The following is an 18,469-nucleotide window of genomic DNA, read 5'->3' as shown; positions in this document are numbered from 1 at the left end:
AGCATACGTCACAGGGAACCATGACGCATGACGTATGGCGCATAACAGACAAATTGTGCAGCAAGAAAATCAAACAAGGTAAGGCAAAGACCATGAAATCTACTCTGGCAACTCAGAACATTACGAAAGAATATCGAATTGACGACGCGACGATTAAGGCTGTGGATGACGTATCCATCGAATTGCAGCCAGGCGAGTTTGTGGCTCTGGTTGGTCCGAGTGGGTCTGGCAAAACCAGTATGCTGGCGATGATCGCCGGGCTGCTTTCGCCCACCAGCGGCCAAATTATGCTTGGTGGCGAAGATATTAGCCGAATGAGCGACGCGCAGTTGACGGCGTTTCGCCGGCGCAAAATCGGCTTCACGTTTCAGTCCAACAATCTGGTTCCTTTCCTGAACGTGCAGGAAAATGTGGAGTTGATGCTGCGGCTGAACGGCCGTTACGACAAACAAGGTCGTGACCGTGCCATTGAACTCTTACAGCGCCTGGGCCTGGGCGACCGCCTGCACAACCTGCCTTCGCAGCTATCCGGCGGCCAAAAACAGCGCGTCGCCATCGCCCGCTCTCTCATCCACGACCCAGAATTGGTGTTGGCCGATGAACCCACCGCCAGCCTGGATACCACCCTGGCCTACCAGGTGGTGGAAACCTTCGCCGAACTGATCCACGAGCAAAATCGCATCGGCATCATGGTGACCCATGATCTGCGCATGTGCCGCTACGTGGACCGGGTGATTCAGATGATGGATGGCAAACTGGAAAGCATTATCAGCGACCGGGATGAAATTGAGGCGTTGGCCGGTCTGGACAGCCACGCGCCGCGAACGGCCGTTAACAGCCAGGGCAAATTCAGACAAAACGGCCACGTGCAGCTCCCCACCGGCGTCATGGCCGCGGCGCTCTCATAAAACGGGAGGTTGACGACACGACGCCACTCTCTGGCGTCGTCAGGCAAATTAGCAATGGGTGTGTTTCATTTCAATGCCGGGTCTGATATTTATCCCTTGAACCGGGGAATGGGCAGCAAACCCGGCACACGACGGCGATAAGCGTCATACGTCTCGCCGAAAAAGTCGGCCAGGCGGCGTTCTTCGACCCGTGACCCGGCGTAAAAATAGCCAGTTGCCAACAGGTTAAACAAGAAGGTGGGCAGCAGCATTAGCGGGCTGAACCACAACACCAGCATACTAAAAAAGTACAGGGGATGGCGCACAAAAGCATACATGCCGCCGGTAACAAGTTTAGGCGGCAAGGTCATTTCCTCCTGACCATGGAAGAAGCGGACGGCCTGGCGCAGCCCCACAAAGTCCCAGATGTCGGTCTGCCATAAGGCGACAGCCAGCCCAACCAGACCCGCCAGACGCAGAAACTGCGCCCCATAGCTCCAGGGAAGAGGAATTTCCCAGAGCAAGGTGCGCGGCACGGCCGTCCACATCACATAAAACAGGGGCAAAATGGTGAAGAAAGAGAAGATGTTGTAGAGCAGGCGATAAAGGCCGGCAAACGGCCGTTCCCCCATCCATTGCCGCGCCACCGCCTTCGTCCGCCGCATGGCCGTCAGGCTGTGCAGCAAAGCCCACAGCGTAAAAGCAATCAAGAAAGGGAGCATAGCCAGTTTGGAGCAGGGAGTTGATAGGCGATAGCATCTACCCACTCCCTGCCATCCACTAAATCACTGTTCCGTCACGAATGACAGCATTTTTGGGCACAATAATGATGCCGTCGCGCGCCACCCAACCATTGCCTTCGCTGTCTGGCCGGTTGGGAATATCCCGAATGCGGACATTGGAGCCTATGCGCGCATTTTTGTCAATAATTGCCCGCTCAATGTGAGTAGCAGCGCCAACGCCAATGTCGGGAATCCCCTTTTGCCGATTGTCGGCGTGTTCTTTTTCCGTTTCGTAATAATCGGCGCCCATCATCACCGTGGACTGAATCACAGATTCTTTGCCGATAATGCTGCGCAGCCCGACCACCGAATTGCTGATAGATGCATATTGGATGCGGCAGCCATCGGTCAGGAGAACGTTGTCCAGGTGTGAGCCATGAACTTCTGAGGCGGGCAAAAAACGGGCATGGGTATAAATCGGCCGTTCCGCGTCATAAAAATCGAAGGGGGCGTCATAAGCAGCCATGTCCAGATTTACCTGATAAAAACGCCGGATCGTCCCAATATCTTCCCAATAGCCATCAAATACATAGCCCATCACCTTGCGGTCGGCCATGGAAGCCGGAATCAGGTCGCGGCCAAAATCGTCGCCCGGTTTATCCAATAAATCAAACAGTACGTCGGTGGCAAAGACATAAATGCCCATGGACGCCATGTAGGGTTTGCCGGAATCGTCACGGCTGATCAACTCATCTAGCTGCTCTTCCCGCTTGGGTTTTTCGGTAAACTGGGTGATGTGCCCATCGGGGGCCAGCTTCAGAATGCCCAAAGACGGCGCCGATTTGCGGTCTACCGGCTGCACGGCAATGGTGATGTCTGCCTCGCTGTCTACGTGGAACTGCACAAATTTGCGGTAATCCATGCGATACAGATGGTCGCCGGCCAGGATGAGGACAAATTTGGAGCCAGCCTGTTTGATCTCAATCAACTGTTTACGCACGGCGTCGGCCGTGCCCTGGTACCAGTCGGCGCTGCGGGGGGTTTGTTCGGCAGCCAAAATTTGCACCCAGCCCGGCGTAAAAATGTCGCGCACATAGGTGCTGTAGATATGGCGATGGAGTGACGCCGAGTTGAACTGGGTCAAGATCGCTATTTTCTCGATCTTGGCGTGGATGCAGTTGCTCATGGGAATGTCAATGAGGCGATATTTACCGGCCAGCGGCACGGCCGGTTTGGAGCGTTCAACCGTGAGGGGATACAGGCGTGTGCCTGCTCCACCACCTAGAATAATCGCTAATACGTCTTGCATTCGCATAGTTTTTTCCTTATCGAATATGGGTTACTGTAGCAACTACTGAGTTGGCTGGTCTGTTGGTTGGTTGGTTGACCGGCAAACAAACCACCAAACCAACGAACCAACAAACTTTTCCAGAGAGGATTTGTAGTTACCTACTGTAAAGGAGCTGGCTGTCCAGTCATGGGTTTGACGGTACTATTAAAACAGATAACGGCCGTTTTTGCCAGATCATTTCGGCGGCGAACGGCCAGCGGCGGTAGATGGCGATTGGCACAATCACACGGCCGTGCTATCATTCCCCGCCGTCCTGAGGAGAACAGTATGAGCCGAGTAATTAACCTGAACGACCCGACAAAAATACGTAACCAGAACCGGCGCAGCATCGCCGAAATTCTGCGCCATCTGAGCCAAAAACCGGCGATGGACGCCGAAGCCCAAGATATGGCCGCCGCCCTGGTCTTTTTGCTGCGCGAAATTGACGCCGGCGTGAAGCATTCGGCCGAGGCGTGGGAAAAGCGCGGCTACTGGATGAAAGCGGAGCGTTTTATGCGCGATTGGGAGTGGCTGACGGAAACGGCCGTCAACATCGAAGACGTCGTTCGCCACGAAGCCTGGGACCTGCTGCCCGACCTGCTCGGCGACCTCTTCCCCCGCTTCGCCGACATCCAGCTCAAAACCATGACCCGCACCCCGGACCTGTGGCGCGGCAATTACCAAAAGCTGCTGGCCGAACCGCCCAGCGAGCTGCCTTTTTAACCCACTGATCCCTTAGCGCCAGATGTCTGTACGCCGCATTTTCGCCTATTTATCTGTCGCAGTTTTGCTCGCGGCGGTCGTCTGGGCGCTGGGGCAGGCCGCCAGGCCGCCCGATGTAACGGCCGTCATCACCCCGGCCAGCACCGCCATCGTCCCCCTCACCCTGCCACCCAGCGCCACCACAAGGCCCACCAACCCGCCGCCGCCAACGCCGCCGGTGTTGCCCAGCCCAACAACAACGGCCGTGCCCACGCTGACGGCCGTGCCCACCATTCCCACCATTCCCACCGCACCCACCGCCACCCCGTGCGCCCAACCAGGGCGCATCGAAACCGGCTTCTTCCCCAGCGCCATCGCCGGCGAGATGTCTTATCGCATTTATTTGCCACCGTGTTATGGGGAAAACGGCCGTACCTACCCCGTCCTTTACATGCTCCCCGGCAACACCTACACCGACGCCATCTGGGACCAGGTGGGCCTGGACGAAGCCGCCGAAGCCGGGATTCAGGCCGGTCTCTACCCGCCCATCCTCATCGTTATGCCCTACAGCGGCGAGGTGGCCCAGTTCACCTCCGGCGGTCCTGGCTCTTATGAAACCGTCATCCTGGACGAACTGACCGCCTACGCCGAAGCCACCTACTGCGCCAGCCCAGACCCGCAGTTCCGCGCCCTGGGCGGTCTCTCGCGCGGCGGCTATTGGGCTTTAGAGATCGCCTTCCGTCACCCGCAAGCCTTCATCAGCGTCGGTGGACACAGCGCCGCCTTGCTGGATGAATACGCCAAACCCGACATCAACCCCCAATTCACCGCCCTCAGCAATGACCTGGGCGACCTGCGCATCTACCTGGACATCGGCGACAACGATTGGGTGCGCGCCAACACCTTGCAGCTCCACGCCGACATGGCGGCTGCCGGTATTGCCCATGACTGGTTCCTGAATGAAGGGGTACACGAAGAGGCTTACTGGTCTGCCCATCTGGACGAGTACCTGGCCTGGTACACCGAACCCTGGCAGCAGACCACCCATGATTTGCCGCCCTGCATCAGACCTTAGCAGGGGTGTTCAGTGTTCGGTGTTCAGCATTCAGTGGGCTGAGAGAACAAAAAAAACCAGACCGGTGGTCTGGTTTTTTTGTGGTGGTTGGTTGGTATTTCGTAATCCGTAATCGGTATTCCGTGGGGCACATTACTTCTGGTAGCTGGCGACGGAATACGGGATACGGACTTCGGCTTACGGCTGCTGCCGGGCAATTTTACCCAATTTTTCGTTCGTAATCGGGTCCAGCGTGGCCGACCGGGCGGCCCGCATTCGGCGCATGACAACCTGTATGGCTTCAATTTGCAGCGCGACCAGTGCGCCGTTGGGGCGGTGTGCTGGCGTTGCGGATACGGCCGTTTGTTCAGAGCGCTTTTGTGTTGTCATATTACCCATCTCCACGGTAAAGGCTTTAGATTATCTTCACACGATACCCTTAAAGCTGGCGTTAAAGAGCGCACTTTTAAAGGTAAAGCGATGGTAGCAAAAATTCGGCCGGGGATCTGTTACGCCGACAGCGCATCAGAAGTAAACTACCTTACTGGATCGTGGGGACGGGACAGGCGGGTATAACGTTTGCCAATCACCGACGCCTGGCCTCCCGCCTGTCGCGCCCTACGGGTGATATGTCATTTTGGCAAGGAGGGCATCCAGGTTGTCGCGGTCTTCGCCCCAGCGGGCCGGGTTGTTGACGATGTATTGCCGCGTGGCGTTTAACTCGTTCTCGTCACGAATGGTGCGTTCGTAATAGCCGCGCTGCCAGACGTTGGTCCCTTTGGTTTGGCGGAGGGTGTTGATGCGGGTGGTAACGGCCGTTGCCCTCGTGATGGTGTACTAAACAACAGGTGTAATCGTGGGGTTGTAGTGGGGGTGATTGTGCGTTGGGCGCAGCTTGTGAGGAGGGAGGGAACGGCCGTCAGTCCCATATCGCGCCAATTTGCCTATCATGACAACCACCCTCCACTTGCCTGGCGTTTGCTACCGCCTCTTAGACAAATTCATAGACCGGTGTACTAATCTGGCGCACCGGTTTTTGCTGCTGCTTGATGATTTGTTGCAGCTTTTCTACCGTTTCCGGAGCGAACAACTGCTCGCCGGTTTCCAGGTTAACACGGGCCGGCACGCCCTCAATGATGTAGAACTTATCGTCTTTTAGCAGCGTATACGTGACTTTTTTCTCTACCACTCTTTCCGGGTAATCTTGGGTTAGCATCTCACAAAACTCTCGCTTTGAAATTGATCCATTCATTCGGATCAGGTTCGTAAACTGTGACAACCTTGATGAGCGACCGGTCAGGATAGCTGCACTGAATGTGAAGTGGACGGCCGTTGCCGGTGAATCCGCCAATCAGGCAGCTTGCGCCATATTTGTCCTGTGGATAATCTTCGATAACCTCGCCATTCGCGACGGCTTCGCGGACTTCTTGGACAATCACGTCACGCAAGAGCATTCTGTCAACGGCGTGTCGGGAGAATTCAAATCGGTCCTGGGCGAACTTTTGACGTATGGCCTCTATCAGCGGCATCAGATCATCCCTTTTCGCCGAATTATAACAGAAAACGGGTGGGTGGGTCTGCCAGACGCCAGACCCTTACAATGGGTCTTGGGGCGGTAGTTTGCGGCGGCTTAGCCAGATGAGCAGCACAAGCACCAGCGCATACAGCCCCAGCCACAACAAGACTTTGAGCGAGCGAGATGGCACAAGGACAGCAACCAGACCGAAAACGGCCGTTACCGCATAATACCCCACCACGATCCGCCGCGTGGGCAAACCACCATCCGCCAGACGGAAATGCAGATGATCGCGCCCCCCTTGCAGCGGATTGCGCCCCTGCCGCCAGCGGCTGATCACCAGCCAGGCCCCGTCTAAAATCGGCACGGCCAGCACCAGCAGCGCCGTAGACAACTTCGCCGGGGACAAAATCGAAAGCGTCGCCATCTGGTAGCCCAACAAATACGCCCCACCACTGCCCAAAAAGATGCGCGCCGGGGCAAAGTTAAATGGCAAAAAGCCCAACAGCGCCGCCGCCAGAATCAAAGGGAACAACGCCACCGCTGCCTGTCCCAGGCTGTAGCTGTGCCAGGCAAACAACAGCGCAGCAATGGTGCAAACCCCGGCCGCCAGCCCATCCAGCCCATCCAGCCAGTTCACGGCATTAATCATGCCCATCAGCCACAACAGCGTCAGGAACAAAGCCAACGGCCGCCAGACCCACACCAGGCCCGTCGCCGCATCGTAGGTGAAAACCCAGGCCAGCGGCGGCGCCTGCCACATCTCCGGCGATGGCAGCGGATTGCTGAACACTTCAATAAAAATGATGTGGCTCATGGCGATTACCGCGCCCACGGCCTGGATGGCAAATTGGGGGATAGGCGACAGCTCCCAGCGGTCGTCCACAAAACCGCCCAACGCGATGACCAATGTGCCAAGCACCACACCACGCAGCCGCAGCGCGTCGCTGGCGTCGGCCGGGGGTTGCAGCCAATAGATCAGGGCCGCGCCGAGCAAGAATGCCAGCAGCAGCGGCAGCCCACCCAGCTTGGGAATATCTCCCTGATGCAGCCGCCGGCCGCCGGGCCGGGCCACCATCCCCCACCGCCGCGACAGCCGCTGAGCCACCGGCGTCAGGAGGAAAGATGTGGTAAATACGGCCGTAAAAATAAGGAAAGGGACCATGTGGTCAGTGGTCAGTGGTCAGTATTCAGTTAAACGTTTACTGAACACTGAATACTGAATACTGGATACCATCTTCACCCCGTGCCAAACTGCCGGTCGCCAGCGTCGCCGAGACCGGGGAGGATAAAGCCCACGTCATTAAGGCGTTCGTCTATTTTGGCGATGTGGATAGGCACATCGGGATGGGCGGTTTGCAGGCGAGCAATGCCTGCCGGCGCCGCCAGAATGCCCATAAATTTAATCCGCTGCGCCCCCCATTTTTTGAGAATATCCACCGTGGCCACGGCCGAACCGCCGGTTGCCAGCATAGGGTCCAACACCAGGCAGACCTCCACAGTGGGCGAAGTGGGCAGCCGGTTATAGTAGGAAACCGGCTTCAACGTTGCTTCGTCGCGGTATAGGCCAATATGCCATACTTCCGCGCCCGGCATCATCTCCCAAATGCCATCCACCATGCCCAGCCCGGCGCGCAGCACCGGGACCAGCCCCACTTTTTCGGCCAGATCGTAGCCAACGGCCGTTTCCATCGGCGTTTCCACACTCAGTTCAGCCACAGCCAGATCGGACGTAGCCTCATAACACAACAGCATCGCCAATTCCCGAATCAACTCCCGAAACTTCTTCGATTTTGTCCGTTTATCGCGCAGCAGAGTCAACTTATGTTTCACCAATGGATGTTGCGATTCGTAAACCATAAACCCTCCAGAATAATTGTTGGCTGGTTGGCGGCAAACTAACAAACCAACCTCCATTCAAGCCTTGCCCATCGCCGCAAAGTACGCAAGAAGGCGCACTTGACGTATAATCCCATGCAACGAGTTTACAGGCAAACAACGAATCATGACCGATCAACCGACCGCCAACCGACACATCTCCCCCCAACGCAAAGCCGAAGACCGGGGGTTGGATGGCCTCATTCGCCCCCAATTACTGGGCGAGTTTACCGGCCAGGAAAAACTGAAGGCCAACCTGGCAATCCTTATTGAAGCGGCCAAAGCGCGGCAGGAACCACTGGACCACGTACTCTTTCACGGACCGCCAGGCCTGGGCAAGACAACGCTGGCCCATGTCATCGGCAACGAGATGAACGTCAACGTGCGCATCACCGCCGGGCCGGCCATTGAACGGGCCGGCGACCTGGCAGCTATTCTGACCAACATGCGCGCCGGGGACATCTTGTTTATTGATGAGGTGCATCGCCTGGGGCGCGCCGTAGAAGAGATTCTGTACCCGGCGATGGAAGATTTTGTGCTGGATATTGTGGTGGGCAAAGGGCCGGGGGCGAAGAACGTGCGCCTGAAACTGCCTAAGTTCACCGTCATCGGGGCGACGACGCGCCTGGCGCTGCTGACGGCCCCACTGCGCGCCCGGTTTGGCGCGGTGTATCGCATGGATTTTTACGAGCAGGCGGCCATTGAAAGTATTGTGAACCGGGGTGCAGGCATCTTTGGCATTGCCTGTGACCAGGTTGGCGCTACCGAGATTGCCCGGCGCTCGCGAGGCACGCCGCGGGTGGCCTTGCGCCTGCTGCGCCGGGTGCGCGATTATGCCCAGGTGCGAGCCGATGGGGCGATTACGGAGGAAACGGCCGTTGCCGCCCTCAACTTGTTAGAAATAGACCAATTGGGCCTGGATGATCTGGACCGGCGGGTGCTGCGGGCTATCATCGAAAAGTTTGGCGGTGGGCCGGTGGGCCTGGAAACCATCGGCGCATCCATCAGCGAAGAAGCGGATACCATCATGGACGTGGTGGAGCCGTATCTGTTGCAATTGGGCTTTCTGGAACGCACGGCGCGTGGCCGGATGGCGACGCCGCACGCTTACCACCATCTGGGCATTTCGCTGGCCGGCCGTCGGCCAGACAACAAAATCAACCAGCCCACCTTGTTTGGAGACAACGAACCGGCATGATCGAATTCGGCCGTATTCTGGTGATCATTGGCGTCACCATCGCCCTGGTCGGCGTCATCATTCTGGTGGCCGGCCGCTTCTTCCCCTGGCTGGGCAATCTGCCCGGCGATTTCAACTTTGAAGGTCGCAACGTCAAAATCTATTTCCCCCTGGCTACCATGCTGCTCATCAGCATCCTGGGCAGCATCCTGCTAAACATCCTCGTCCGCATCTTCCGCCGCTAATCCTTCGACAAGCTCAGGACCAATCGCCAATCGCTGAAACGGCCGTGTCCAATTAGCGATGAATTAACGCGGCGCCTCTATTCTATGGTCTGTAAAGCAACGACACTTGAATTTAAGTTGGTAAAAGGAATTTACAGACATGAATCCAGGCACAAAGAACCAACTTGTCAGCGAACTGGCAAGAACAGTTGTTCCTCAGGTAGCGCCGTATGAACTGCAATTCTTCCAGGCGCAAAAAGAGGAATACCTGCAAAACCCAGAAAAAGTGATCCGTACCCGCATGGGCAATGTGGCGACGAAAGACAATATGGTCTTCCTGGCGCCGGTTGTCCATGCCATTCTCGAAGACGCCATCGAGTATATCGCCCAGGAGTTTGGGCAACGGCCGTTGTTTGAAGGTGGCGTCTCCCGGCTCATCGCCATCAGCCTCACCGCCCGCCAGGTCGCCCAAATCCGCCAGATGGCCCTGGCTAAAGCACATGAAAACAAACTGTCCATGCTGAAATCGCGCCTCGTGGCCGACGCGGTGATCAACAAATTGGCTATGCCCTATCCCCTAAACTAAAAGACCTGAAAAACTGCGTTCTTTCAAGACCCGCAGGGTTTTCTAAAACCCTGCGGGTCTTTTGCATCCCCAGACGACAGGTTAAAATAGCTGGCATGGATACCAACGAGTTTACCTACAACCTGCCCACGGAACTGATCGCCCAACGGCCATTGTCCCAACGCGACGCCAGCCGGCTGCTGATTTTGGGGCGCGCCGACGGCCGTATCACCCACCGCCGCTTCACCGACTTACTAGAATACCTGCGCCCTGGCGACATCCTGGTCGTTAACGACAGCCGGGTCATCCCCGCCCGGCTCTTCGGCCAAAAACCCACCGGCGGCAAGGTGGAGATTTTGCTGCTGGAAAATTTAGATGAAACACGCTGGAAAGCGCTGGTGGGTGGCAAAAAGCTAGAAGCCGGTGCGGAAATCTTGTTAACCAGACGGGACGGCGGCCGTTCCGATGTGGTGGCTGTGGTGACGGCCGTTCTTGATGGCTCCCAACGCGAAATCACCTTCAGCCGCCCTGTTGACCCCGACCTGAACGAGCTGGGCCACACGCCGCTGCCCCCCTACATCCATGAAACCCTGGACGACGACGAACGCTACCAGACAGTCTATTCTCGCCCGCCCGGCTCCAGCGCCGCGCCCACCGCCGGGCTGCACTTCAGCGGCGATTTGCTGCTGGCGCTGCGCGACAAAGGGGTGATCTTGGAGACGGTGACGCTGCACGTCGGCCTGGATACCTTTAAGCCGGTGGCAGCCAACCAGGTAGCCGACCACGTCATCCACTCCGAATGGGCCAGCCTGACCAGCGAGACTGCCCGGCGCATCAATGAGGCGAAATTGGCGGGGGGGCGTATTGTGGCGGTGGGCACAACGGCCGTGCGTACCCTGGAAACGGCCGCTCTCCGGTCAGGCGGCATTTTGGGCGCGCTGCAAACCATCAGCGCCCGCGACGCCGCCGGGGAGACCAGCAATCTGTGCCCCTGGAAGCCGGTGGCCGCCTTTGAAGGGCCAACCGACCTCTTTATTTACCCCGGCTACAAATTCCGCGCCGTAGACGCCATGATCACCAACTTCCACCTGCCCCAATCCAGTCTGCTCATGCTGGTGGCGGCGTTTGCCGGGCGGGAACAGGTGATGGCGGCGTATGAAACGGCCGTCACCGAGCAATACCGCTTCTTCTCTTTTGGCGACGCCATGCTAATTGCCTGACAAACCAACTGGAAATATGGCTGGTTCTACCGTTTTTTGTGGCTGATAGGTATAAAAACTTATTACAAAGACACAAAGAAACAGAGATATTGCAGCTATTCTCAATGGGTGTGTTTTAAATGGTGGTGGGAGACGGCCGTTCACTCACTTCTGTCTCTTCTGCCGACGAAGGCGGGGCAAAATCAATCTCCAACACACCGTCGCGCATTGCGCCGGACACCGCTTTTCGTTTCGCCAAAACACCAGGCAAAATCATCTCCCGCTTAAAATTGCCGATGGTAATAAACATCTCGTCGCCCCGCTTACGCAGCCGCACATCGCCGCTGGTGACAAACGACATCGGAATCCGCAGCCGGTAGCCGCCATCCGGCAGCTCTAAAAATTCCTGCACCGCGCCCCGGTAAAAAACCTGCCCAGGGTCCTCCGCGCCAAAACAATCAGACGCCAGCCGCGTCAGCGCCGCTATGCCCACCACTTCATCGGCATAATAAGGCGCGCGCCACAACGGCAGCGGCCGGAAATTATCCTCAATCATCTGCAAATACTTGGCCTGTAGTTCGCGCCGTTTCTGGTAGAACTCGCCTTCGCCCACATTTTCGCCCAAAATGCGATTGATAATCACGCTGTCCACCGGATAGTTAAACAGCCCCAGGTAGCTGATGGCCCGTTCCGCCTCGCGCACGACCATTTTTTCCGGCTGTAAGACCACGCGGTAGCTGCTGATTTCCGGGTTGCTGAGCGTCTGGCGCAGTTCGCCGGTGGCCTCGTCCAGCTTTTCCAACGCCTCAAAAATCTCCGCCGGGCCGCGAATAATGCGCCCGGCAAACGGCTTCAACGCCTTGATGACGTTGGTCTCAAAGCGGGACAAATGACCGGCATACCAGCGGAAGGTGTCCGGCATGGTCAGCAGGCGAATTGTCTCACCGGTGGGCGCGGCGTCTATGATCACCCGGTCGAAGTTGTTTTCATTGGCCTGTTTGTTGATGTGCAGCAGACTGACGATTTCGTCCATGCCAGGAAAAGCCGACAATTCATCGGCGACGACGCTGCTGATGCCTTTGCCGCTGATGTTTTGGGAGACAAAGGATTGCAATGTACCCCAATAGTTATGAATGTCAGCGATGGCGCTAATTTCTTGCGCCCACAAATTTTCGGCCAGTTGTACCGGCACGGCGTCCAGCGGCGTGTCGAAGGAATCGGCCAAACTGTGGGCGATGTCCGTGCTGGCAACCAACGTTTTGTAGCCTAATTCGGCGCTGCGCACGGCCGTTGCCGCCGCTACTGTCGTTTTGCCCACACCACCTTTACCCAGATATAGAATGATGCGCATAGTTTCTCCGCGAATAGTTGATAGTTGGTAGTTGATAGTTGACAGTTGATAGTACGGTTGCTGTTTCGATTGGTTGCAGTGGAGCGGATCATACCACCCGACGCAGGATAGCGCACGCCGCCATCGTTCATTGCCCCCCGCCCCCGCCTGCCCTATAATTGCCCTAAACAGACCGGATTCCCCAACACACAAAGGATCTGAATCCGGTTTACTACCAACTATCAACTACCAACTATTAACTTTTAAGGAGAACCCCATGCGTACCCCAATTATTGCCGGCAACTGGAAGATGAATAAAACGGCCGTTGAAGCCGTCGCCTTCATCGAACAAATCCACGATGGCCTCAATGCCGTCACCGGCGTAGACATCGTTGTTTGCCCGCCCGCTCTGGCCATCCCGGCCGTCGCCGAAGCCGTCAAAGGCAGCAAAATCAGCGTTGGCGCGCAAAATATGTACTTCGCCGAAAGCGGCGCCTACACCGGCGAACTGGCCCCCAACATGCTTACCCCCTTCTGCCAATACGTCATCCTCGGCCACTCCGAACGCCGCGCTTACTTCGGCGAAACCGACGAAGGCGTCAACAAAAAGATCAAAGCCGCCCTGGCCCACGGCCTGACGCCGATGGTCTGCGTCGGCGAAAGCCTGGAGCAAAACGAAGCCGGTGAAACCCACAGCTTTGTCAGCGGCCAGGTCAAAGCTGCCTTTGAGGGCCTCACGGCCGAGCAGTCCATCGCCTGCGTCATCGCCTATGAGCCGATTTGGGCCATCGGCACCGGCCGCACCGCTACCGTCGAACAGGCTGGCGCCATCATCGGCGGCACGGTCCGCGCCACCATCGCCGAAATCCTCGGCGATGACGTCGCCCAACAAATCCGCATCCAGTACGGCGGCAGCGTCACCGAGAAAAACATCGCCGAACTGATGGCCCACCCAGACATTGACGGCGCGCTCGTCGGCGGCGCCAGTCTGAAGCCCAGCTTTATAGAACTGGTCGCCAACGCGGCCTGATCAGTATTCAGTGACCAGTGTTCAGTGTTCAGTTTACTGGATACTGAACACTGAACACCGACACCACCATGCCTTTTATCTGGGTCGCCCTGGCTTTCACGGTCTTGGTTTTTTTGCAGCGTTGGATACACGTTCACTTGCATGGGTTGTCCTTGCTCATTACCGGCCGGCCGCAGTATGCCGTCATTCTCTACGCTATCGTGTTGTTTCCGGGGGTGGTGCTGCATGAGGTCAGCCATTGGGTAGCCGCTTCGCTGCTGGGCGTGCGCACGGGCAAACTGTCGCTGATTCCCCGCGTGCAGCCCGACGGGACCATTCAGTTAGGCTACGTGGAGTATTACAAAGGGCGCACCCTGGGGCCAATTCGGGAAAGCCTGATCGGCGGCGCGCCGCTGCTGGCCGGCACGCTGGTATTATTGTTGATTGGCTTCCGCGTGTTCGGCGTGCAGGGGCTAACGGCCGCTTTGCAAACGGGCGATATAGACCAACTTACCCTGGCTCTGGGCACGCTCTTCCAGACCAACGACTTCTTCGTCTGGCTCTACCTGCTGTTTGCCATCGCCAACGCCATGATGCCCAGCGCCTCCGACCGCCGCGCCTGGCCCGCCTTCCTGCTGGTGATGGGCATTGTTGCCGTCATCGCTTACTTCATGGGGCTGGCCGATGTGGTCATCGCCAATCTAGCCGGGCCGGTGGTAACAATTTTTGGCTATTTGGGCGTGGCTCTCTCGATGGCGATTGCCGTAGACCTGGCGTTCATGGTCGTAATCGCTTTTTTGGAAGCGCTCATCGGCCGGATCAAAGGCGTCAGCGTGCGCTACGGCGGCAGCACTGGCGTCACCGATTCCCGCCCACCGGCAAGTTAATGGTCTCTATTCTCATCACCGCCTTTCGGGAAGCGGCCACCATTGGACAGGCGATTGAGGCGTTTCTGTCCCAACTACCGGACGACGCTGAGCTTTTGGTGGTCTGCCCGGATGAAGAGACAACGGCCGTTACCCTCCGTTACGCCGCCGCCCACCCCCAAATCCGCCACGTCCGCGACCCGCAGCAGGGCAAACCGGCCGCCCTCAACGTCGGGCTGGCCGCCGCCCGTGGCGATATCGTCGTCTTTAGCGATGGCGACGTGTGGGTGGCCCCGGATGCCCTGGCTCCCCTGCTGACCCCCTTCGCCGATAAGAAAGTGGGCGCGGTGACGGGACGGCCGTGCAGCGCCAGCCCACGCGCTACGCGGCTCGGCTACTGGTCCCACCTGCTCACCGATGCCGCCCATCAGGAACGGCGGCGCCGCGACGACGCCGGTGATTTCCTGCTCTGTTCCGGCTACCTCTTCGCCGCCCGTCGCGCCCTGCTGCCGCCCATCCCCGAAGACGCCCTGGCCGAAGACGCGGTGATTTCGCAGATGATCGCCGCCCAGGGCCGGCGCATCCGCTACGCGCCGGATGCCCGGGTCCATGTCAAATACCCTACGACCTACGCCGACTGGCTGCGGCAAAAGGTGCGCTCGGCGGGCGGCTACGCCCAGGAGATGGTGCGCCAGTCGCCTTACCAGATGCGCTCGGCGCGGCTGGAGGCGCTGCACGGCACGCGGCTGGCGCTGCGCTATCCCCAATCCGTGCGTGAGTTTGGCTGGACGCTGGCGCTGTTTGCCGCCCGGCTGCATTTGTGGGCGCTGGTGGTCTGGCAGGTAAGGGTGAGGAAACGGCCGTTGGCCTACCTCTGGCAGCGGGTGGAGACGACGAAGTAGGAACGGCCGTGATCTGATAGGGAACATCAGACTGTGGGGCGTGGAAACTTCGTTGTGGGGCGTGGAAACTTCCTTGTGGGGCGTGGAAACTTCGTTGTGGAGCGTGGAAACTTCGTTGTGACTTGATCAAACCCCAAATGCAATGTATATTGCAATGTATACTGCCGATTATCTGGAGGCCGTTCATGGGCACAAAAATTCGCAAACAAATCTACATTGAAGCGGATCAAGAGTCATGCCTGAAACAACTTGCCAACCTGACCAATCTCTCCGAAGCAGAAATTATTCGGCAGGCCATTGACCAGCGCACCCAATCTCTGGGCAGCAAACGACGCAATCTGTCTGCCTGGCAGGCGGAACGGGCCTTTATCCAGCAGTTAATCGCCGCCGGGCCGGTGGCCGACGGCCGTACCTGGCAGCGCGACGATCTGTATGACCGCTAAGATTTTTGTTGACACCAACATTCTGGTATACGCCTACAACCGTTCGGAACCGGACAAACAGCGGCAAGCTGCGCTTATCCTGGACAAACTGGCCCTTTCTGGCCTGGGCGTCATCAGCAGCCAGGTGATGTCGGAGTTTTTTGTAACGGTGACGCGCAAAATCAGCGCGCCGCTTACGCCAGATTCGGCTTATCAACGACTGGAAAATTATCAACAAAGCTGGGAAATCCTGGACGTGACGCCGGCCGTCGTGTTGGAAGCGGCGCGGGGCGTGCGTGATTACCAGTTCAGCTTTTGGGATGCACAAATTTGGGCCACAGCCCACTTAAATCAGATTGCCGCCATTTTTAGTGAAGATTTTAACGTGGGGGCAGTCGTTGAAGGCGTGCGTTTTGTGAATCCCTTAACGGCCGATTTTCAGGTTGAAGATTGGCTGGGTTTGGCGCGGTAAGCAGCGCCTTCTCTGGTCTGCACCGCCGGCAATGTTTTTGTTTGGTGGGTGTGACATGGGGAGAGAACGGCCGTCTGGACTGCATGAATAAACGCCGCCTGCTATAACCCTTCTATGGTACAATCCCTGCCAGGTGAGTATCATGACGCTGCATAACTTGCATGGAGAATGAGTATGAATACCATACAAATATCTATGGAACTGCCGCAAGACGCTTTTTCAGCGCTGCGACAAGAGCCAGTTGTGTTTGTCCAAGAGATGAGACTGGCTGCGGCCGTCAAGTGGTATGAAATGGGCCGTCTTTCTCAAGCAAAGGCGGCCGAAATAGCCGGTATCTCGCGGGCAGAATTCCTGGCAGCGCTGGCTGGCTACAGCGTTACCCCATTTCAATACCAATCAGCCGACGAGTTAATCCACGAGGTCAAGGGTGGCAGTTGAACAGTGGGTTGTTAATGCCTCGCCTATCATTGTTTTGGCAAAAGTAGGCCACGCGCATCTGCTACCGGCTCTGGCTGATAAGATTATTGTGCCACAAAAGGTAGTTGATGAAATCAATGCGGGGCCTTCTGCTGATCCTGCGCGGCTCTGGTTGTCAGATTATCCGCTGCCAGTTCCGGTTGATGAAGTCTGGTGAGTCTCCACATAAGTTTGGGCATTACGGCCGTACCCTGGCCAAACGCAACGGCCGTTCCCCCACCCGCCTCAGCGCATCAAAACCACCAAATAGCAAACAAGGCTTCTCATGGAACGCTCCCCCCTGCACCAACAAATAGACACCTTGCCCGACCTCGTCCGGGTGATGGTAGACCGGCTCACGGCCGTTATCCCCAACACCCTCTCCCCCGCCCTCTGCGCTAACGTCCGGCGCGTCTTTGTCACCGGCTGCGGCGACAGCCACCACGCCGCCCTCAACAGCGAACTCGCCTTCGAGCAGCTTGCCGGGCTGCCCTGCGAACCGATGACCGCCATGCAGTTTGGCCGTTACGCCGCCCGCTTCCTGCCGGACACCGGCCCCGGCCGCAATCTGGTCCTGGCGATTTCCGTCAGCGGGCAGGTGAGCCGCACGGCCGAGGCTCTGGCGCTGGGGCGTAAGGCGGGCGGACTGGCAGTGGCTCTCACCGGCAATCCGGCTGGGGCGTTGGCAAAAGAGGCGGAGGTAATGGTAGAAACGGCCGTTCCTCCCCTCCCCGACGAAACCAACATGGTCGTGCCCGGCACGCGCAGCTATGTGGCCTCGCAGTTGGCGCTGTATCTGACGGCCGTTCATCTGGGCGAATTACGCGGCCATCTCACGCACAAAGCAGCGCGGCAGGCGCGGCAAACGCTGGCCGGCATGGCCGACGCCATGGAAGAGACCATCGCCCGCAGCGACCCCATCGCCCAACAACTGGCGGCGGATTGGCTGGACGGCCGTGAGTTTGTCTTTTGTGGCGCAGGACCGAACGTTGGCACAGCGTTGTTTAGCGCGGCCAAACTCATTGAAGCGGCCGGGGATACGGCCGTCGCCCAAGACACCGAGGAATGGGCGCACCTGCAATACTTCGGCAGGCAGGCGGATACGCCGACGTTGGTCATCAGCGCGGAGGGCTGGGACGCCAGCCGGGCGCGGGAAGTCGTGACGGCGGCGGCCCACATTGGCCGCCGGGTGGCGGTGATTGGGCCGGATAGCATGAAAATGACGGCCGTTCCCCACCTGCCCCTCGCCGATTCGCCTGGTGAGTGCTTTTCCCCCCTGCTGGCCTGCCTGCCCGGCACGCTCTTCGCCGCCTACCGCGCCCAATTCCTGGGCGAACCCTATTTTCGCGGTTTTGGCGGCGGCCGCAGCGTTACCGGCGGTGGTGGCATTTCGCGCATCCGCAGCAGCCAACGAATGGATCAGTAAATTAGCCTATTACCGCCCAAGTGAAGGCTAAACCAACGACGTTAGCCGCGAAAATACATGACACGAACAAATTTGTGGGTATAATTCTTAGTGTATTTGTCTGACGTGGACATAGTGCAAGTTAACACCCCGCAATTTCAAAACCTTAACCATGCTTTGGCAGCCAATCAAACCCCAATAAGGAGGTGCAAGCAATTCAGAATCCCAATAACCTTAGAAAGCAAAGAATCCTTAGCGTTATTCCGTCAACTTTATGTTGGCGAATAATGAGGGATTGTCTTAATTTCCGCCTACGACCACAACAAACCCAATTACTCGTCACAAACTGGATG

Annotated in this window: 23 protein-coding genes; 15 read left to right on the top strand and 8 right to left on the bottom strand. The window is 57.7% G+C overall.

All coding sequences use genetic code 11. The features are described from left to right. Positions 1–92 precede the first annotated feature (92 nt). A complete protein-coding gene (locus tag IPM39_06140; protein MBK8985648.1) occupies positions 93–908 on the top strand; it encodes an ABC transporter ATP-binding protein in 816 nt (271 codons plus the stop codon). An 89-nt stretch (positions 909–997) separates the two neighbouring features. Here IPM39_06140 and IPM39_06135 read toward each other — a convergent pair whose 3' ends face one another. Both IPM39_06135 and IPM39_06130 read right to left on the bottom strand, forming a co-directional pair. After that, positions 998–1,609 carry an isoprenylcysteine carboxylmethyltransferase family protein gene (locus IPM39_06135; GenBank protein MBK8985647.1) on the bottom strand — a complete coding sequence of 204 codons (612 nt, stop codon included), beginning with the start codon at positions 1,607–1,609 and terminating at the stop codon, positions 998–1,000. A 58-nt stretch (positions 1,610–1,667) separates the two neighbouring features. Beyond that, positions 1,668–2,918, bottom strand: a complete 1,251-nt coding sequence (locus IPM39_06130) for a glucose-1-phosphate adenylyltransferase (GenBank protein MBK8985646.1) — start codon at positions 2,916–2,918, stop codon at positions 1,668–1,670. Positions 2,919–3,227: 309 nt separating this feature from the next. Between IPM39_06130 and IPM39_06125 the strand changes: the two genes are divergently transcribed. Next, positions 3,228–3,662 (top strand): hypothetical protein, encoded by a 435-nt coding sequence (locus tag IPM39_06125; protein ID MBK8985645.1) that lies wholly within the window; start codon positions 3,228–3,230, stop codon positions 3,660–3,662. A 22-nt stretch (positions 3,663–3,684) separates the two neighbouring features. Next, entirely contained in the window at positions 3,685–4,716 is a 1,032-nt protein-coding gene (locus IPM39_06120; protein MBK8985644.1) for a hypothetical protein, read from the top strand. A gap of 177 nt (positions 4,717–4,893) precedes the next feature. On the opposite strand, the gene IPM39_06115 is transcribed toward IPM39_06120, so the two are convergent. The 5 genes from IPM39_06115 to upp form a co-directional block, all read right to left on the bottom strand. Next, positions 4,894–5,085 carry a hypothetical protein gene (locus IPM39_06115; protein ID MBK8985643.1) on the bottom strand — a complete coding sequence of 64 codons (192 nt, stop codon included), beginning with the start codon at positions 5,083–5,085 and terminating at the stop codon, positions 4,894–4,896. A 601-nt stretch (positions 5,086–5,686) separates the two neighbouring features. After that, positions 5,687–5,911, bottom strand: coding sequence for a hypothetical protein (locus IPM39_06110; protein MBK8985642.1), 225 nt, complete (start codon positions 5,909–5,911; stop codon positions 5,687–5,689). A gap of 1 nt (position 5,912) precedes the next feature. Continuing rightward, the gene (locus tag IPM39_06105) at positions 5,913–6,218 is read right to left on the bottom strand and encodes a DUF4258 domain-containing protein (GenBank protein ID MBK8985641.1); all 306 of its coding nucleotides are present in this window, start codon (positions 6,216–6,218) and stop codon (positions 5,913–5,915) included. 72 nt (positions 6,219–6,290) lie between these two features. Beyond that, positions 6,291–7,376, bottom strand: a complete 1,086-nt coding sequence (locus tag IPM39_06100; protein ID MBK8985640.1) for an undecaprenyl/decaprenyl-phosphate alpha-N-acetylglucosaminyl 1-phosphate transferase — start codon at positions 7,374–7,376, stop codon at positions 6,291–6,293. Between the two features lie 74 nt (positions 7,377–7,450). Further along, entirely contained in the window at positions 7,451–8,071 is a 621-nt protein-coding gene (gene upp, locus IPM39_06095) for a uracil phosphoribosyltransferase (protein ID MBK8985639.1), read from the bottom strand. Positions 8,072–8,216: 145 nt separating this feature from the next. Between upp and ruvB the strand changes: the two genes are divergently transcribed. The 4 genes from ruvB to queA all read left to right on the top strand — a co-directional run bounded on the left by ruvB (position 8,217) and on the right by queA (position 11,275). Continuing rightward, positions 8,217–9,287 (top strand): Holliday junction branch migration DNA helicase RuvB, encoded by a 1,071-nt coding sequence (gene ruvB, locus IPM39_06090; protein MBK8985638.1) that lies wholly within the window; start codon positions 8,217–8,219, stop codon positions 9,285–9,287. Continuing rightward, positions 9,284–9,511, top strand: a complete 228-nt coding sequence (locus IPM39_06085) for a DUF2905 domain-containing protein (protein ID MBK8985637.1) — start codon at positions 9,284–9,286, stop codon at positions 9,509–9,511. The genes ruvB and IPM39_06085 overlap by 4 nt, the downstream gene beginning before the upstream one ends. A gap of 139 nt (positions 9,512–9,650) precedes the next feature. Then, positions 9,651–10,076 (top strand): hypothetical protein, encoded by a 426-nt coding sequence (locus IPM39_06080; GenBank protein ID MBK8985636.1) that lies wholly within the window; start codon positions 9,651–9,653, stop codon positions 10,074–10,076. A 95-nt stretch (positions 10,077–10,171) separates the two neighbouring features. After that, on the top strand, positions 10,172–11,275 hold the full coding sequence (gene queA, locus IPM39_06075) for a tRNA preQ1(34) S-adenosylmethionine ribosyltransferase-isomerase QueA (GenBank protein MBK8985635.1): 1,104 nt from the start codon (positions 10,172–10,174) through the stop codon (positions 11,273–11,275). Between the two features lie 115 nt (positions 11,276–11,390). On the opposite strand, the gene IPM39_06070 is transcribed toward queA, so the two are convergent. Further along, the gene (locus IPM39_06070; protein ID MBK8985634.1) at positions 11,391–12,605 is read right to left on the bottom strand and encodes an ArsA family ATPase; all 1,215 of its coding nucleotides are present in this window, start codon (positions 12,603–12,605) and stop codon (positions 11,391–11,393) included. 256 nt (positions 12,606–12,861) lie between these two features. Between IPM39_06070 and IPM39_06065 the strand changes: the two genes are divergently transcribed. From IPM39_06065 to IPM39_06030, 8 genes are all read left to right on the top strand, one after another. Next, positions 12,862–13,614: a triose-phosphate isomerase gene (locus IPM39_06065; GenBank protein MBK8985633.1), complete on the top strand. Its 753-nt coding sequence runs from the start codon at positions 12,862–12,864 to the stop codon at positions 13,612–13,614. 68 nt (positions 13,615–13,682) lie between these two features. Further along, positions 13,683–14,480: a hypothetical protein gene (locus IPM39_06060; protein ID MBK8985632.1), complete on the top strand. Its 798-nt coding sequence runs from the start codon at positions 13,683–13,685 to the stop codon at positions 14,478–14,480. Further along, on the top strand, positions 14,480–15,361 hold the full coding sequence (locus IPM39_06055; protein ID MBK8985631.1) for a glycosyltransferase: 882 nt from the start codon (positions 14,480–14,482) through the stop codon (positions 15,359–15,361). Before IPM39_06060 ends, IPM39_06055 begins: the two co-directional genes overlap by 1 nt. Positions 15,362–15,546: 185 nt before the next feature. Next, complete coding sequence (locus IPM39_06050) at positions 15,547–15,804, top strand: hypothetical protein (protein ID MBK8985630.1); 258 nt, start codon at positions 15,547–15,549, stop codon at positions 15,802–15,804. After that, entirely contained in the window at positions 15,794–16,255 is a 462-nt protein-coding gene (locus tag IPM39_06045; protein MBK8985629.1) for a PIN domain-containing protein, read from the top strand. The genes IPM39_06050 and IPM39_06045 overlap by 11 nt, the downstream gene beginning before the upstream one ends. 174 nt (positions 16,256–16,429) lie before the next feature. Next, positions 16,430–16,693: a UPF0175 family protein gene (locus tag IPM39_06040; GenBank protein MBK8985628.1), complete on the top strand. Its 264-nt coding sequence runs from the start codon at positions 16,430–16,432 to the stop codon at positions 16,691–16,693. Further along, entirely contained in the window at positions 16,683–16,889 is a 207-nt protein-coding gene (locus tag IPM39_06035) for a hypothetical protein (GenBank protein ID MBK8985627.1), read from the top strand. Before IPM39_06040 ends, IPM39_06035 begins: the two co-directional genes overlap by 11 nt. A 108-nt stretch (positions 16,890–16,997) precedes the next feature. Then, positions 16,998–18,137 carry an SIS domain-containing protein gene (locus IPM39_06030; protein MBK8985626.1) on the top strand — a complete coding sequence of 380 codons (1,140 nt, stop codon included), beginning with the start codon at positions 16,998–17,000 and terminating at the stop codon, positions 18,135–18,137. Positions 18,138–18,469 lie beyond the last annotated feature (332 nt).

This window comes from Candidatus Leptovillus gracilis, assembly GCA_016716065.1.
Lineage (GTDB): Bacteria > Chloroflexota > Anaerolineae > Promineifilales > Promineifilaceae > Leptovillus > Leptovillus gracilis.
Note: the sequence above shows the minus strand (reverse complement) of the source record. Positions and strands in the feature narration are given on the sequence as shown.

Excerpts from the sequence above, each read along its gene's own strand:
- IPM39_06055 (MBK8985631.1), top strand. The coding sequence starts at position 14,480 with ATGGTCTCTATTCTCATCACCGCCTTTCGGGAAGCGGCCACCATTGGA.
- IPM39_06040 (MBK8985628.1), top strand. The coding sequence starts at position 16,430 with ATGAATACCATACAAATATCTATGGAACTGCCGCAAGACGCTTTTTCA.
- upp (MBK8985639.1), bottom strand. The coding sequence starts at position 8,071 with ATGGTTTACGAATCGCAACATCCATTGGTGAAACATAAGTTGACTCTG.
- IPM39_06140 (MBK8985648.1), top strand. The coding sequence starts at position 93 with ATGAAATCTACTCTGGCAACTCAGAACATTACGAAAGAATATCGAATT.
- IPM39_06030 (MBK8985626.1), top strand. The coding sequence starts at position 16,998 with ATGGAACGCTCCCCCCTGCACCAACAAATAGACACCTTGCCCGACCTC.
- IPM39_06050 (MBK8985630.1), top strand. The coding sequence starts at position 15,547 with ATGGGCACAAAAATTCGCAAACAAATCTACATTGAAGCGGATCAAGAG.
- ruvB (MBK8985638.1), top strand. The coding sequence starts at position 8,217 with ATGACCGATCAACCGACCGCCAACCGACACATCTCCCCCCAACGCAAA.
- IPM39_06130 (MBK8985646.1), bottom strand. The coding sequence starts at position 2,918 with ATGCAAGACGTATTAGCGATTATTCTAGGTGGTGGAGCAGGCACACGC.
- IPM39_06065 (MBK8985633.1), top strand. The coding sequence starts at position 12,862 with ATGCGTACCCCAATTATTGCCGGCAACTGGAAGATGAATAAAACGGCC.
- IPM39_06115 (MBK8985643.1), bottom strand. The coding sequence starts at position 5,085 with ATGACAACACAAAAGCGCTCTGAACAAACGGCCGTATCCGCAACGCCA.
- IPM39_06135 (MBK8985647.1), bottom strand. The coding sequence starts at position 1,609 with ATGCTCCCTTTCTTGATTGCTTTTACGCTGTGGGCTTTGCTGCACAGC.
- IPM39_06110 (MBK8985642.1), bottom strand. The coding sequence starts at position 5,911 with ATGCTAACCCAAGATTACCCGGAAAGAGTGGTAGAGAAAAAAGTCACG.
- queA (MBK8985635.1), top strand. The coding sequence starts at position 10,172 with ATGGATACCAACGAGTTTACCTACAACCTGCCCACGGAACTGATCGCC.
- IPM39_06080 (MBK8985636.1), top strand. The coding sequence starts at position 9,651 with ATGAATCCAGGCACAAAGAACCAACTTGTCAGCGAACTGGCAAGAACA.
- IPM39_06060 (MBK8985632.1), top strand. The coding sequence starts at position 13,683 with ATGCCTTTTATCTGGGTCGCCCTGGCTTTCACGGTCTTGGTTTTTTTG.
- IPM39_06085 (MBK8985637.1), top strand. The coding sequence starts at position 9,284 with ATGATCGAATTCGGCCGTATTCTGGTGATCATTGGCGTCACCATCGCC.
- IPM39_06100 (MBK8985640.1), bottom strand. The coding sequence starts at position 7,376 with ATGGTCCCTTTCCTTATTTTTACGGCCGTATTTACCACATCTTTCCTC.
- IPM39_06070 (MBK8985634.1), bottom strand. The coding sequence starts at position 12,605 with ATGCGCATCATTCTATATCTGGGTAAAGGTGGTGTGGGCAAAACGACA.
- IPM39_06045 (MBK8985629.1), top strand. The coding sequence starts at position 15,794 with ATGACCGCTAAGATTTTTGTTGACACCAACATTCTGGTATACGCCTAC.
- IPM39_06125 (MBK8985645.1), top strand. The coding sequence starts at position 3,228 with ATGAGCCGAGTAATTAACCTGAACGACCCGACAAAAATACGTAACCAG.
- IPM39_06120 (MBK8985644.1), top strand. The coding sequence starts at position 3,685 with ATGTCTGTACGCCGCATTTTCGCCTATTTATCTGTCGCAGTTTTGCTC.